The organism is Micromonospora sp. CA-263727 (genome assembly GCF_050942455.1).
Taxonomy (GTDB): domain Bacteria; phylum Actinomycetota; class Actinomycetes; order Mycobacteriales; family Micromonosporaceae; genus Micromonospora.
The window spans coordinates 5,599,671-5,613,551 of the sequence record NZ_CP192031.1 but is presented as its reverse complement, the minus strand read 5'-3'; the positions used below and the strand labels follow the sequence as shown (position 1 = coordinate 5,613,551).

Below are 13,881 nucleotides of genomic sequence, written 5' to 3'. Positions count from 1 at the left end.
GAGAGGGGACGGCGATGAGACCGGACGAACTGCGGGCGGCCCTGCGGGGCGTACCCGACCCGGAGTGGCTGGCGACGGCGCTGCGCCGCGTCGCGACCGAACCGGCGACGATCGCGCGGTTCTTCCCGGCCGCCGGCCGGCGCTGTGGCCGGGCCGAGCTGCCCGACCTGCCCGGCTGGACCGCCGACGAGGCGGCCCGCGCGCTGCTGCTGACCGCCCTGCCCGGCGACCACGCCGGGCGGGCCGAGGCGCTCTACCGCGCCGGAGACGCCGCCGAGAAGCGGGCGGTGCTCAAGGCGCTGCCGCTGCTGCCGATCGGTGCGGCCGGGGTGCCGCTGCTGCACGACGCCATCCGCACCAACGACACCCGGCTGGTCGCCGCCGCCCTCGGCCCGTACGCGCACCACCTCGACGCATCGGCGTGGCGGCAGGCCGTGCTCAAGTGCGTCTTCACGGGCGTGCCGCTGGCCGTGGTGGCCGACCTCGACACCCGCGCCGACGGGGAGCTGGCGGCGATGCTCGCCGCGCTCGCCGCCGAGCGGCGGGCCGCCGGCCGGCGCATGCCCGCCGACGCCACCGAGCTGCTCGACCGACTGACCGCCAGCGAGCTGCACAGGGAGGTGTGATGCGGATCTTCGACCCGCACATCCACATGACGTCCCGGACCACCGACGACTACGAGCGGATGGCCGCCGCGGGCGTGCGGGCGGTGGTGGAGCCGGCCTTCTGGCTGGGCCAGCCGCGCACCAACGTCGGCTCGTTCACCGACTACTTCGACTCGCTGATCGGCTGGGAACCGTTCCGGGCCGGGCAGTTCGGGGTGCGCCACCACGCCACCGTCGCGCTCAACCCCAAGGAGGCCAACGACCCGCGCTGCCGGCCGGTGCTCGACGTGCTCCCCGGCTACCTGGAGAAGGACGGCGTGGTGGCGGTCGGCGAGATCGGGTACGACTCGATGACGCCCGAGGAGGACGCCGCCTTCGCCGCCCAACTCGCCCTGGCCGTGGCGCACGACCTGCCGGCGCTGGTGCACACCCCGCACCGGGACAAGGCCCGGGGCGTCGAGCGCAGCCTCGCCGTGGTCGCCGAGTCCGGCATCGAGCCGGGCCGGGTGGTGCTCGACCACCTCAACGAGGTGACCGTGAAGCTGGTCCGGGACACCGGCTGCTGGCTCGGCTTCTCCATCTACCCGGACACCAAGATGTCGCCGCCCCGGATGGTCGAGCTGCTCAAGGCGTACGGGACCGAGCGGGTGCTGGTCAACTCGGCCGCCGACTGGGGGCGCTCCGACCCGCTGCTGACCCGGGCCACCGGCGAGGCGATGCTGCTCGCCGGGTTCACCGCCGACGATGTGGACCGGGTGCTCTGGCGCAACCCGGTCGAGTTCTACGGGCAGTCCGGACGGCTCGACCTGGGCGACGAGGGCGCTCCGGAGGCGACCTTCGCCGGCAACTCGATCCTGCGCGGCGGCAGCTGATGCGGCTGCGGCACCCCGGCGGGCGCACCGTCCACCTCGGCTACTGCACCAACGTGCACCCCGCCGAGGACCTCGCCGGCATCCTCGCCCAGCTCGACCGCTACGCGGTGCCGGTCCGCGCGGCGCTCGGCTCCGACCTGCTCGGCCTCGGCCTCTGGCTGGCCGCCCCGGTCGCCGCCGAGCTGGCCGCCGACCCGGCCGCCCGCCGCCGGTTGCGCACCGAGCTGACCGTGCGCGGCCTGGAGGTGGTCACCCTCAACGGTTTCCCGTACGCGGCCTTCCAGGCGCCCGTGGTCAAGGGCGCGGTGTACCACCCGGACTGGACCACCGGTGAGCGGCTCGGCTACACCCTGGACCTGGCCCGGGTGCTGGCCGACCTGCTGCCCGACGACGCCGCCCGCGGCTCGATCTCCACCCTCCCGCTGGCCTGGCGGGAACCCTGGGACAGCACCCGGGCCGACGCCGCCCGCCGCCGGCTCGACCAGCTCGCCACCGGGCTCGCCGCCGTCGAGCGGGACACCGGCCGGCCGATCCGGGTCGGCTTCGAGCCGGAGCCCGGCTGCGTCGTGGAGAGCACCGCCCAGGCGGCCGCCGTACTGTCCGGAGTGGACATCGGCCGGCTCGGGATCTGCCTGGACCTGGCCCACCTCGCCTGCGCCTGGGAGGAACCCGCCGCCGCCCTCGACCGGCTGGCGGCGGCCGGCCTGCCGGTGGTCAAGGTGCAGGTGTCCGCCGCGCTGGAGGCAACCGACCCGGCCGGTGACGCGGCCGCGCTGCGCCGCTGGGTCGAGCCGCGTTTCCTGCACCAGACCCGCGCCGCCCACTGCGCCACCGCGACCGCCCCGACCGTGGCCGGGCCGCCCGGCCCGGTGCGCCCGACCAGTCCGGCGGATCCGGCGGATCCGGCCTGGGCGGCCGACGATCTGGACGGTGCGCTCGCCGCGGCGCTGCCGGGCCCGTGGCGGGTGCACTACCACGTGCCGCTGCACGCCCCGCCCGAGCCGCCGCTGGGCTCGACCCTGCCGGTGCTGCGTGCCGCGCTGGCCGCGCTCTTCACCGGGGCCGACGCGGGTTGCGATCACCTCGACGTCGAGACGTACACCTGGGGGGTGCTGCCGGCGGAGCGACGCCCGCGCACCGACGCGGAGCTGGCCGCCGGGATCGCCGCCGAACTGGCCTTCACCCGCGACGAACTGGTCACCCTTGGCCTGACCCTGACCGGAAGCGAGGTGGCGGTGTGAGCCGACCGTTGGTGGTGCTGGACGTGGTGGGACTGACGCCTCGCCTGCTGGCGCACATGCCCCGGCTGCGCACGGTGGCCGACGCCGGCTTCCGCGCCGAGCTGGGTACGGTGCTGCCGGCGGTGACCTGCTCGGTGCAGTCGACCTTTCTCACCGGCGCCCTCCCGAGCGACCACGGGATCGTCGGCAACGGATGGTACTTCCGGGACCTCGGCGAGGTGCTGCTGTGGCGGCAGCACCACGCGCTGGTCGGCGGGGAGAAGCTCTGGCAGGCGGCCCGTCGGGTGGAGCCCGGCTACACGGTGGCGAACGTCTGCTGGTGGTACGCGATGGGCGCGGACGTGAACTGGACGGTCACCCCACGGCCGGTCTACCACGCCGACGGGCGCAAGGATCCGGACTGCTACACCGACCCGCCGGAGCTGCACGATGTGCTCACCGGCGCGCTGGGCACCTTCCCCCTCTTCACCTACTGGGGGCCGGGCGCCGGGCTGCCCTCGTCCCGGTGGATCTGCCGGGCGGCCGAGCGGATCCTCGCCGACCACGCGCCGGACCTGACCCTGGTCTACGTCCCGCACCTGGACTATGACCTGCAACGCTTCGGGGCCTCCTCGCCCCGGGCCGCCGCCGCGGCGGCCGAGCTGGACGGCGTGCTCGCCCCGCTGCTCGACGCCGCCCAGGCCCGGGACGCGACGGTGGTGGCGCTGTCGGAGTACGGCATCACCGACGTCTCCCGGCCGGTCGACGTCAACCGGCTGCTGCGCGCCGAGGGGCTGCTGCGGGTGCACACCCAGGCCGGCATGGAGTACCTCGACCCGTGGACCTCGCGGGCGTTCGCCGTCGCCGACCACCAGGTGGCGCACGTCTACGTGCGGGACCCGGCGGACGTGCCGGCGGTGGCGAAGCTCTGCGCCGGGCTGCCCGGGGTGGCCGAGGTGCTCGACGCAGCGGGCAAGGCCGCGCACGGGCTGGACCACCCGCGCGCCGGTGAGCTGGTGCTGGTGGCCGAGCCGGACGCCTGGTTCACGTACTACTACTGGCTGGACGACGCCCGCGCGCCAGACTTCGCCCGGCTGGTCGAGATCCACCGGAAGCCCGGGTACGACCCGGCGGAGCTGTTCTTCGACCCGGCCGACCCGGGCGCGGCGAAGCGGCGCGCCGCCGTCGCGCTGGCCCGCAAGAAGCTGGGCATGCGGTATCTGATGAGCGTGGTCGGGCTGGATGCCGGCGCGCGGGCGGTCCGGGGTTCGCACGGGCGATTGCCGGCCGACCCCGCCGACGGGCCGGTCCTGCTCTGCTCCGACCCGTCGATGGCGCGGGAGCGGATCGCGGCCACGGAGGTGAAGGGGCTGCTGCTGGAGCTGACCGGAGTGGAGGGACGATGACCGTCACGGTGGCGCCGACCGACGTGAACGGGCTGCGGGCCAGGTTCGACGCCGAGTTGACCGCGTTCCTCGACCGGCAGGACCCGGACTGGCCGGACGGCGCGCCGCGCGGTGTCTTCACCACGCTGCACCGCTTCGTGCTGGCCGGCGGCAAGCGGCTGCGTCCGCTCTTCTGCTACTGGGGCTGGCGCGGCGCGGGTGGTCCGGACGGCACGCCGATCGTCTCCGCCGCCGCGGCGCTGGAGCTGTTCCACGCGTTCGCGCTGATCCACGACGACATCCTGGACGGCAGCGATCGACGCCGGGGCGAGCCCTCGGTGCACCGGATCTTCGCCGACCTGCACAGCCGCTCGTCCTGGCGGGGCGACCCCGAGGCGTACGGGCGCAACACCGCGCTGCTCTGCGGTGACCTCTGCGCGGCCTGGTCCGACCAGATGTTCCACGAGTGCGGGCTGAGCGCGGAGGCGGTGCACCGGGGGTACGCGGTCTTCGCGCTGATGCGTACCGAGGTGATCGCGGGGGAGTACCTCGACCTGGTGTCCGGGGTCGGCGACGGCTCGGTGGCCAGCGCGCTCACCGTGATCCGGATGAAGGCGGCCCGCTACACCGTCACCCGGCCGTTGCAGATCGGCGTCGCGCTGGCCGACGGGTCCCCCGAGCTGGCTGCCGCGCTGGCCGAGTTCGGCGACCCGTTGGGGGACGCCTTCCAGCTCCGCGACGACGTGCTCGGCGTCTTCGGCGATCCGGCGGTCACCGGCAAGTCCGTCCTGGACGACCTGCGGGAGGGCAAGCCGACGGTGATGATGGCGCTGGCCCGGGACGCCGCCGACCGGGCCCAGAGCGCGCGGTTGCGGGAGCTGTTCGGCAATCCGGACCTGGACGCGGAGGGCGCCGCCGAGCTGCGGCAGATCATCGAGAACACCGGGGCCCGTACCAAGATCGAACAGATGATCCAGGTCCGCGCGGGCGCCGCGCTGGCCGCCCTGGAGCAGACCGCGGTGACCGCGGAGAGCCGGGCGGCGCTGGCCGCGCTGGCCGCCCAGGCAATCGACCGCCAGCGATGAGCCGCGGGCCGGTCGGCCACTTTTGATCAAACTGACGAAAGTCTGCGCCTTTCCATCGGAAGGTGTAGACAGATCGATGCATGCCATTTAGTGTCGTCGCCAGTACCAGTTTGTTTCGTCGAGGTGAACCGGCGGCGCGGGAACCCATCGACTGACCCCCGCTACGGCATCCGGCGCGACGGCGCGCGCCCCGCCCTGGCAGTCATCCGTCAGGAAGGGACAGCAGCGATGTCCATCAGGGACACCATCCCACCCCGTCCCCCACGCTGGTTCACCGCCGGTACGGCGCTGCTCCTGGTCGCCACGGCCGGCACGGTCGCCCTCGGCGCCGGCCCGGCCACGCTCGGCGGCCCCACCCCGGCGCAGGCCCACCCCATCGTCGCCAGCGAGTTCCAGCAGGTCACCCTCGCCAAGGGGGTGGCCGAGGTCGGCGAGCCGATGACCATCGCGGTGCTGCCGGACCGCTCGGTCCTGCACACCGCCCGCAACGGCACCGTCCGCCGCACCGACGCGGCGGGCACCACCTCGGTGATCGGCACCATTCCCGTCTACACCCACGACGAGGAGGGGTTGCAGGGCATCGGGGCCGACCCGAACTTCGCCAGCAACCGGCAGATCTTCCTCTACTACGCGCCGCCGCTCTCCACCCCGGCCGGCGACGCCCCGGCCACCGGCACCGACTTCTCCGCCTGGCAGGGGGTCAACCGGCTTTCCCGGTTCACCCTCAACGCCGACTTCACCATCAACCAGTCCAGCAAGGTCGACGTCCTGGACGTCCCCGCCGACCGGGGCATGTGCTGCCACGTCGGCGGCGACATCGACTTCGACGCCGCGGGCAACCTGTACCTCTCCACCGGCGACGACACGAACCCGTTCGACTCCGGCGGGTACGCGCCGATCGACGAGCGGACCAACCGCAACCCGGCGTACGACGCGCAGCGCAGCTCGGCCAACACCAACGACCTGCGCGGCAAGATCCTACGGATCAAGGTCAACGCCAACGGCACGTACTCGATCCCGGCCGGCAACATGTTCGCCCCCGGCACCGCGCGGACCCGCCCCGAGATCTACGCGATGGGCTTCCGCAACCCGTTCCGGATGAGCGTCGACAAGGCGACCGGCATCGTCTACGTCGGCGACTACGGGCCGGACGCGGGCACCACCACGACCCGGGGGCCCAGCGGGCAGGTGGAGTTCAACCGGGTCACCGGGCCGGGCTTCTACGGCTGGCCGTACTGCACCGGCACCAACACCGCCGCCGAGACGTACGCCGAGTGGGACTTCGCCACCGGCACCGCCGCCCCGAAGTACAACTGCACCGGCGGGGCGACCAACAACTCGTTCCGCAACACCGGCCTGCCCACCCTGCCGGGCGCCAAGCCGTCCTGGATCCGGTACGCCGGCGATGCCGGCAGCCCGCCCGAGTTCGGTGGCGGCTCCGAGTCCCCGATGGGTGGCCCGGTCTACCGGTACGACGCCGCGCTGAACTCGGCCAGCAAGTGGCCGCAGAGCTTCGACGGGCAGTTCTTCGCCGGGGAGTTCGGCCGGGGTTGGATCAAGCCGATCCACGTCAACGCCGACGGTTCGGTGGGCACCATCGACACCTTCCCGTGGAACGGCAAGCAGGTCATGGACATGGCCTTCGGCCCGGACGGCGCGCTCTACGTGCTGGACTACGGCACCGGCTACTTCAACGGTGACGCCAACTCGGCCCTCTACCGGTACGACTACGTCGGCGGCGGCAACCGCGCGCCGACGGCGGTCGCCTCGGCGGACCGGACCTCCGGGGTGGCCCCGTTGACCGTGAACTTCTCGTCGGCCGGGTCGTCGGATCCGGAGGGCGGGGCGTTGACCTACGCGTGGGCGTTCGGCGACGGGACCACCTCGACGGCGGCCAACCCGAGCAAGACGTACACCGCCAACGGCTCGTACACGGCCACCCTGACCGTACGCGACCCGCAGGGCGCCACCGGCAACGCGAGCGTGCAGATCCGGGTCGGCAACACCGCGCCGACCGTGGTCATCAACGGCCCGGTCAACGGCTCGCTCTTCTCCTTCGGCGACACCGTGCCGTTCAGCATCACGGTCACCGATCCGGAGGACGGGTCGATCGACTGCGCCCGGGTCAAGATGACCTACGTGCTGGGCCATGACAGCCACGGCCACCAGATCACCTCGCAGAACGGCTGCGCCGGCTCGATCACCATCCCGGTCGACGGCGAGCACGACTACGCGGCGAACATCTTCGCGATCTTCGACGCCGAGTACACCGACAACGGCGGGCTCACCACGCACACCCAGCACATCCTCCAGCCGCGCAGCCGGCAGGCCGAGCACTACAAGACCTCGGCCGGCATCGCCACCTTCGACAAGGCCACCGCTGAGGGCGGCAAGACCGTCGGTGACATCCACAACGGCGACTGGATCGCCTTCGAGCCGTACCGGCTGGCCAACGTGACCTCGTTCAGTGCCCGGGTCTCCTCGGCCGGCTCCGGCGGCACCCTCCAGGTGCGGGCCGGCTCGGCCACCGGCACGGTGCTCGGCTCGGCCACCGTCCCGGTCACCGGCGCCTGGGACACCTTCACCACGGTCACCGGCAGTATCAGCAACCCGCCCACCGGCACCACCACGCTGTACCTGACCTTCGCCGGTACGGGCACCGGCGCGCTCTACGACCTGGACTCGTTCGCCTTCACCACCAGCAGCGGTGGCGTCGGCCCGATCACCGGCCTGGCCGGCAAGTGCCTGGACGTGCGGAACGCGGCGACCGCCGACGGCACCCAGATCCAGATCTACACCTGCAACGGCAGCGCCGCGCAGACCTGGACGGTGACGCCGAACTCGACGGTCCGGGCGTTGGGTAAGTGCCTGGATGTCTCCGGCGGCGGTTCGGCCGACGGCACGAAGATCCAGCTCTGGACCTGCAACGGCACGGGAGCCCAGAACTGGTCCGCACAGGCCAACGGCACCCTGCGCAACCCCCAGTCCGGCAAGTGCCTGGACGTGTCGAACAACAGCTCCGCCGACAGCACCCCCGTCCACCTCTGGACCTGCCACACCAACCCCAACCAGCGCTGGACCCTGCCCTGATGAAAGGAGGGGCCCCCTATTAACGCCTGGTGTACTAAAGGGGGCCCCTCCTAACACCCCACCACGTTGGGAGAGCAACATGCGCAGACTTCTTCGACCCGTGCTCGGCGTGGCCACCGCGGTCCTCGCCGTCCTCGCCTGCACCACCCCGGCCACCCCGGCCAGCGCCGCCGACACCCCGTACGACGTGCTGGTCTTCTCCAAGACGGCCGGCTTCCGGCACGACTCCATCGCGGTCGGCACCCAGGCCATCCGTGACCTGGGCGCGGCGAACAGCTTCACGGTCACCGCCACCGAGGACGCCGCCGCCTTCACCACCGGCAACCTCGCCCAGTACGAGGTGGTGGTCTTCCTCAACACCACCGGTGACGTGCTCAACGCCAGCCAGCAGAGCGCCTTCGAGTCGTACATCGGCGCCGGCGGCGGCTTCGTCGGCGTGCACGCCGCCGCCGACACCGAGTACGACTGGCCCTTCTACGGCAACCTGGTCGGCGCGTACTTCCAGTCGCACCCGGCCATCCAGCAGGCCAACGTCCGGGTGGAGAACCGGGCCCACGCGGCCACCGCCCACCTGCCGCAGACCTGGACCCGCACCGACGAGTGGTACGACTACCGGGCCAACGCCCGCCCCGGCGCGCGGGTGCTGGCCAACCTGGACGAGTCGTCGTACTCCGGCGGCGCGATGGGCGCCGACCACCCGATCGCCTGGTGCAAGACGTACGCCGGCGGACGGTCCTTCTACACCGGCGGCGGCCACACCCAGGCGTCGTACGCCGACCCGGCGTTCCGGACGCACCTGCTCGGCGGCATCCGGTACGCGGCCGGCCGCACCAAGGCCGACTGCCGCCCGGAGACCGGCTACACCACGCTCTACAACGGATCGACCACCGGCTGGTCGCAGGCCGGGCCGGGGGGCTTCACCAACTCCGACGCCACCCTCACCTCCTCCGGCGGCATGGGCCTGTACTGGTACAGCGCGAAGCAGTTCACCAACTACTCGCTCAAGCTGGACTGGCGGCTCAACGGGGACGACAACTCCGGGGTCTTCATCGGCTTCCCGCCGTCGAGCGACCCGTGGTCGGCGGTGAACAACGGTTACGAGATCCAGATCGACGCGACCGACGCGCCGGACCGCACCACCGGCGCGGTCTACACCTTCAAGTCCGCCGACATCCCCGCCCGGGACGCGGCGCTCAACCCGCCGGGCGAGTGGAACACCTACGAGCTGCTGGTGGAGGGGAACCGCCTCCAGGTCTTCCTGAACGGCGCGAAGATCAACGACTTCACCAACACCGACCCGGCCCGCTCGCTCGCCGGCCACATCGGCATCCAGAACCACGGTGCGGGCGACGTGGCCTCGTTCCGCAACATCCGGATCAAGGAGCTGGGCGGCTCGAACCCGCCGGGCGGCAACACCACCGTCCAGGCCGAGGCGTTCAGCTCGGCCAGCGGGGTCACCGCGTTCGCCAAGGCCGGCGCCAACGGCGGCCAGACCCTGGGCTACATCGACCCGGGGGACTGGGCGGCGTACAACAACCTCGACCTGACCGGCGTCACGTCGTTCCGGGCCCGGGTGGTCTCCGGCGGGCCGGGCGGCACCATCCAGGTGCGCACCGGCTCGGCCACCGGCACGGTGCTCGGCTCGGTGGCGGTGCCGAACACCGGCAGCTGGACCACCTTCGCCGACGTCACGACCACCCTGTCCAACGTCCCGTCCGGCCTGCGGAACGTCTACCTGACCTTCACCGGTTCGGGTTCGGGGCTCTTCGACGTCGACGACTTCACCCTGGTGCGGGGCAGCGGCGGCGGCGCCGGCACCGGCCCGATCACCGGCCTGGCCGGCAAGTGCCTGGACGTACGCGGCGGGACCACCGCCGACGGTACGCAGATCCAGATCTACACCTGCAACGGCAGCGCCGCGCAGACCTGGGCGGTGACGCCGAACTCGACGGTCCGGGCGTTGGGTAAGTGCCTGGATGTCTCCGGCGGCGGTTCGGCCGACGGCACGAAGATCCAGCTCTGGACCTGCAACGGCAGCGGCGCGCAGAACTGGTCGGCGCAGGCCAACGGCACGCTGCGCAACCCGCAGTCCGGCAAGTGCCTGGACGTCTCCGGCAACAGCTCCGCCGACAGCACCCCCGTGCACCTCTGGACCTGCCACACCAACCCCAACCAGCGCTGGGTGCTTCCGTGAAGGAAGGGCCCCTTGTTAACGCCGGGCGTATTACAAGGGGCCCTTCTTAACCGCGAGCCGCCCGCCTAGAGTGAGAGGCGGCGACCGCGAGGTGGCCGGTGAGTCGGCGGGAGGCGCAACCCGTCGACCCCAGGCGCGACCGCGCCCACCGGCCCGTCGGGGCCGTTCGCATCCGGTCGTCCCTCGCCCCGGTCCCGCAGGTACGGAATCCCCATCACGACAGGGGAGAAGGACACATGGCGCGACCGATCACGCTGTTCACCGGCCAGTGGGCCGACCTTCCGTTCGACGAGGTGTGCCGGCTCGCCGCCGAGTGGGGCTACGACGGCCTGGAGATCGCCTGCTGGGGCGACCACTTCGAGGTCGACAAGGCCCTGGCCGACGAGTCGTACGTCGACCGGAAGCGGGAGACGCTCGCCAAGCACAACCTCCAGGTCTTCGCGATCTCCAACCACCTGGTCGGCCAGGCGGTCTGCGACCACCCGATCGACGAGCGGCACCAGGACATCCTGCCCGCCCGGATCTGGGGGAACGGCGAGCCCGAGGGGGTACGCCAGCGCGCCGCCGAGGAGATCAAGGACACCGCCCGGGCGGCGGCGAAGCTCGGCGTGCGGACCGTCGTCGGTTTCACCGGCTCGTCGATCTGGCACACCCTGGCGATGTTCCCGCCGGTGCCACCGTCGATGATCGAACGCGGGTACCAGGACTTCGCCGACCGGTGGAACCCCATCCTGGACGTCTTCGACGAGGTGGGGGTGCGGTTCGCCCACGAGGTGCACCCGAGCGAGATCGCGTACGACTACTGGACGACGAAGCGGGCGCTCGAAGCGATCGGGCACCGGCCCGCGTTCGGGCTGAACTGGGACCCGTCGCACTTCGTCTGGCAGGAGCTCGACCCGGTCAACTTCATCTTCGACTTCGCCGACCGGATCTACCACGTCGACTGCAAGGACGCCAAGGTGCGTACCGGTGACGGTCGCCGCGGCCGGCTCGCCTCGCACCTGCCCTGGGCGGACCTGCGGCGGGGCTGGGACTTCGTCTCGACCGGCCACGGCGACGTGCCCTGGGAGGACTGCTTCCGGGCGCTGAACGCGATCGGCTACGACGGGCCGATCTCGATCGAGTGGGAGGACGCCGGAATGGACCGGCTGGTCGGTGCCCCGGAGGCGCTCCAGTTCGTCCGCCGGCTCGCCTTCGACGCCCCGACCGCCGCCTTCGACGCGGCGTTCAGCAGCAAGGACTGACAGAGCGGGCCCCGGGCGCCGGCCACCACGCCGGGCCCGAGGCCCCGCCTGCGCCGGGTCGTCGCCAACGGCGTGCCGGCGGACGCTCAGGCGGGCCGGCGTGGCCCTCGCGGATCAGCCGGTGGTGAAGACGTGCTCGCTGGCCAACCGGGCCGCGCCCACCAGCCCGGCCCGGTCGGCCAGGTCGGAGAGGACGACCGGCATGGCGCCGGTGGCCTGCGGCGCCGACCGCCGGTAGACCACGCCACGGATCTCGGAGAGCAGGATGTGCCCGAGCCCGTCCGGCGCTCCGCCGATCACCACGATGCCCGGGTTGAAGAAACTGACCAGGCCGACGAGCACCTGGCCGAGGCGGCGGGCGGCCTCGCGTACCAGTGACTGCGCGGCCGGGTCGCCGGCGGTCGCGGCCGCGGCGATGTCCGGCACGGTGAGCGTGCCCGCCCCGGCCAGCCGGGCGGCCAGCACGTCGGAACGGCCCGCGCGGGCCGCCGCCAGCGCCGCCCGGACCAGCCCGGCATCCCCGGAGTACGCCTCAAGGCAGCCGACCTCGCCGCAGACACAGGCCGGCCCGTCCTCGCCGAGCGGCAGGTGCGCGATGTCCCCGGCGCTGCTGGTCGCGCCCCGGTACAGCGCGCCGCCGAGCACCAGACCGCAGCCGATCGCGGTGCCGAGCTTGAGGTAGAGGAAGTCGTCGAAAGTACGGCCGATCCCGGCGTGCTGCTCACCGAGCGCGAGCACGTTCGCGTCGTTGTCGACCAGCGCCGGGCAGCCGAGCTCGGTGGCGAACGCGTCCCGGACCGGGAAGCGCTGCCAGCCGGGCAGGGCGGCGGGCGCGACGGAGGCGCCGCCGTGGACCGGCCCGGGCAGGGCCACGCCGACCCCGGTCAGCTCGGCGACGCCGACTTCGGCGCGGAGCTTGTCGAGCAGGTCGACGGCTCGACCGATCACCGGTTCCGGCCCGCCACGGACCTCCACGGGTTCGCCGGTCTCGGCGAGCACGTTCAACTCCCCATCGGTGACCGCCACGCTGATCCGGTCCGCCGTGACCACCACGCCGGCGAAGCGCACCCGGGCCGCGAGGCGCAGCAGCGACGACCGGCGCCCGCCGCGGGAGGCAGCCGGCCCGGCGGTCTCGACCAGACCCCGCGCGAGGAGCCGGTCAAGCTCGGTGGTGAGCGTCGACCGGGACAGGCCCAGGATGTCGCCCAACTCCACCCGGGACCGGGGGCCGTCGTCCCGCAGCAGCCGGACCAGCCGTGCCTGCTGCGGGTTCTCCGGACGGACGAGGGTCATCGCCACCACCTCCCAAGCGGCGAGTCTTCCACGGCGGTGTTTCGGGCCTGTGGCCAGCAGCCGCCAGCTCCTCGTCGGCCTGCCCGGACGGCGAAACGGGCCCGGCCACCAAACCTGGTGGCCGGGCCCGTGGCAGACGACGCCGCGCTACAGAGCGCCGCCGCTGGTGCCAGAGCCGGAGGGCTTGCTGCGGGGGGTGGTGGACGTCGAGCTGGTGGGCGTGCTCGACGACGTCGCGCCCGGCTTCGTGCCGGCCGTGGCCGGCGTACCGGCGAAGGCCTCGTCGGCGGGGGTGGGCCCATGCTTGCCGTTCTGGCCCAGCCGCTCGCCCAGCTTGGAGTGGCCGAGCTTGTCCCTGCCCTCCTGGTAGAGCCGGCTCGCCTGGGCCTGCGCGACCCCGGCCGCCTCCTGGACGGTCGGGTGGTCGAGCACCCTGCGGCCCCGGATCACCAGCTCTTCGTACTTTTCCCGGCCGGCACGGGCGCCCAGGACGAACCCTGCAGCCAGCCCGCCAAGGAACATGATCTTTCCGCGCATGGCGGCTCCTCTCGTACCTGACGCGCCGCCGTCCCGCCCAGGGACCTCTCTGGGCGAGGCGGACCACTTCGCGCCTGCGTCCTGTCGTCGGCAGCTAACTACCCATCCTGCTCTCCGCTCATACCTCCTTGTGCCGCGATGGCGATTTGTCCGAAGAATTCGACTGTCGGACCTCCGGGTGGGGTCGGTAACCCCCTGGACCAAGACCCCCCGGCGTCCTGTACTCTTGTGCCGGTCGCACGGCGCGGAGAGATCCCCACCGGGCGACATCGCGGTCCCCCGTAGCTCAATTGGCAGAGCAGCCGGCTGTTAACCGGCAGGTTTTTGGTTCGAGTCCAAACGGGGGAGCTTCCTCC

The 13,881-nt window shown here is 72.6% G+C and carries 10 protein-coding genes and 1 tRNA gene; 9 read left to right on the top strand and 2 right to left on the bottom strand.

All coding sequences use genetic code 11. The annotated features are described in order from the left end of the window. The first annotated feature begins 14 nt into the window (after positions 1–14). The 8 genes from ACQPYA_RS24430 to ACQPYA_RS24395 all read left to right on the top strand — a co-directional run bounded on the left by ACQPYA_RS24430 (position 15) and on the right by ACQPYA_RS24395 (position 11,695). Complete coding sequence (locus ACQPYA_RS24430) at positions 15–626, top strand: EboA domain-containing protein (protein WP_433529423.1); 612 nt, start codon at positions 15–17, stop codon at positions 624–626. Beyond that, positions 626–1,477 carry a TatD family hydrolase gene (locus ACQPYA_RS24425; RefSeq protein WP_433529422.1) on the top strand — a complete coding sequence of 284 codons (852 nt, stop codon included), beginning with the start codon at positions 626–628 and terminating at the stop codon, positions 1,475–1,477. The genes ACQPYA_RS24430 and ACQPYA_RS24425 overlap by 1 nt, the downstream gene beginning before the upstream one ends. After that, a complete protein-coding gene (gene eboE / locus ACQPYA_RS24420) occupies positions 1,477–2,718 on the top strand; it encodes a metabolite traffic protein EboE (RefSeq protein ID WP_433529421.1) in 1,242 nt (413 codons plus the stop codon). The genes ACQPYA_RS24425 and eboE overlap by 1 nt, the downstream gene beginning before the upstream one ends. Then, positions 2,715–4,103 carry an alkaline phosphatase family protein gene (locus tag ACQPYA_RS24415; protein WP_433529420.1) on the top strand — a complete coding sequence of 463 codons (1,389 nt, stop codon included), beginning with the start codon at positions 2,715–2,717 and terminating at the stop codon, positions 4,101–4,103. The genes eboE and ACQPYA_RS24415 overlap by 4 nt, the downstream gene beginning before the upstream one ends. Beyond that, positions 4,100–5,167 carry a polyprenyl synthetase family protein gene (locus ACQPYA_RS24410; protein WP_433529419.1) on the top strand — a complete coding sequence of 356 codons (1,068 nt, stop codon included), beginning with the start codon at positions 4,100–4,102 and terminating at the stop codon, positions 5,165–5,167. The genes ACQPYA_RS24415 and ACQPYA_RS24410 overlap by 4 nt, the downstream gene beginning before the upstream one ends. Positions 5,168–5,395: 228 nt before the next feature. Next, on the top strand, positions 5,396–8,257 hold the full coding sequence (locus tag ACQPYA_RS24405; RefSeq protein ID WP_433529418.1) for an RICIN domain-containing protein: 2,862 nt from the start codon (positions 5,396–5,398) through the stop codon (positions 8,255–8,257). A gap of 79 nt (positions 8,258–8,336) precedes the next feature. Then, the gene (locus tag ACQPYA_RS24400; protein WP_433529417.1) at positions 8,337–10,451 is read left to right on the top strand and encodes a ThuA domain-containing protein; all 2,115 of its coding nucleotides are present in this window, start codon (positions 8,337–8,339) and stop codon (positions 10,449–10,451) included. Between the two features lie 236 nt (positions 10,452–10,687). Further along, positions 10,688–11,695 carry a sugar phosphate isomerase/epimerase family protein gene (locus ACQPYA_RS24395; protein WP_433529416.1) on the top strand — a complete coding sequence of 336 codons (1,008 nt, stop codon included), beginning with the start codon at positions 10,688–10,690 and terminating at the stop codon, positions 11,693–11,695. A 114-nt stretch (positions 11,696–11,809) separates the two neighbouring features. Here the strand turns inward: ACQPYA_RS24395 and ACQPYA_RS24390 are convergent, their stop codons facing one another. After that, positions 11,810–12,988 (bottom strand): ROK family transcriptional regulator, encoded by a 1,179-nt coding sequence (locus ACQPYA_RS24390; protein ID WP_433529415.1) that lies wholly within the window; start codon positions 12,986–12,988, stop codon positions 11,810–11,812. A gap of 147 nt (positions 12,989–13,135) precedes the next feature. Further along, complete coding sequence (locus ACQPYA_RS24385) at positions 13,136–13,525, bottom strand: hypothetical protein (protein ID WP_433529414.1); 390 nt, start codon at positions 13,523–13,525, stop codon at positions 13,136–13,138. A gap of 275 nt (positions 13,526–13,800) precedes the next feature. Between ACQPYA_RS24385 and ACQPYA_RS24380 the strand changes: the two genes are divergently transcribed. Next, positions 13,801–13,873: transfer RNA gene (locus ACQPYA_RS24380), tRNA-Asn, on the top strand. The last annotated feature ends 8 nt before the right edge of the window (positions 13,874–13,881 follow it).

Excerpts from the sequence above, each read along its gene's own strand:
- ACQPYA_RS24430 (WP_433529423.1), top strand. The coding sequence starts at position 15 with ATGAGACCGGACGAACTGCGGGCGGCCCTGCGGGGCGTACCCGACCCG.
- ACQPYA_RS24425 (WP_433529422.1), top strand. The coding sequence starts at position 626 with ATGCGGATCTTCGACCCGCACATCCACATGACGTCCCGGACCACCGAC.
- eboE (WP_433529421.1), top strand. The coding sequence starts at position 1,477 with ATGCGGCTGCGGCACCCCGGCGGGCGCACCGTCCACCTCGGCTACTGC.
- ACQPYA_RS24410 (WP_433529419.1), top strand. The coding sequence starts at position 4,100 with ATGACCGTCACGGTGGCGCCGACCGACGTGAACGGGCTGCGGGCCAGG.
- ACQPYA_RS24405 (WP_433529418.1), top strand. The coding sequence starts at position 5,396 with ATGTCCATCAGGGACACCATCCCACCCCGTCCCCCACGCTGGTTCACC.
- ACQPYA_RS24400 (WP_433529417.1), top strand. The coding sequence starts at position 8,337 with ATGCGCAGACTTCTTCGACCCGTGCTCGGCGTGGCCACCGCGGTCCTC.
- ACQPYA_RS24395 (WP_433529416.1), top strand. The coding sequence starts at position 10,688 with ATGGCGCGACCGATCACGCTGTTCACCGGCCAGTGGGCCGACCTTCCG.
- ACQPYA_RS24390 (WP_433529415.1), bottom strand. The coding sequence starts at position 12,988 with ATGACCCTCGTCCGTCCGGAGAACCCGCAGCAGGCACGGCTGGTCCGG.
- ACQPYA_RS24385 (WP_433529414.1), bottom strand. The coding sequence starts at position 13,525 with ATGCGCGGAAAGATCATGTTCCTTGGCGGGCTGGCTGCAGGGTTCGTC.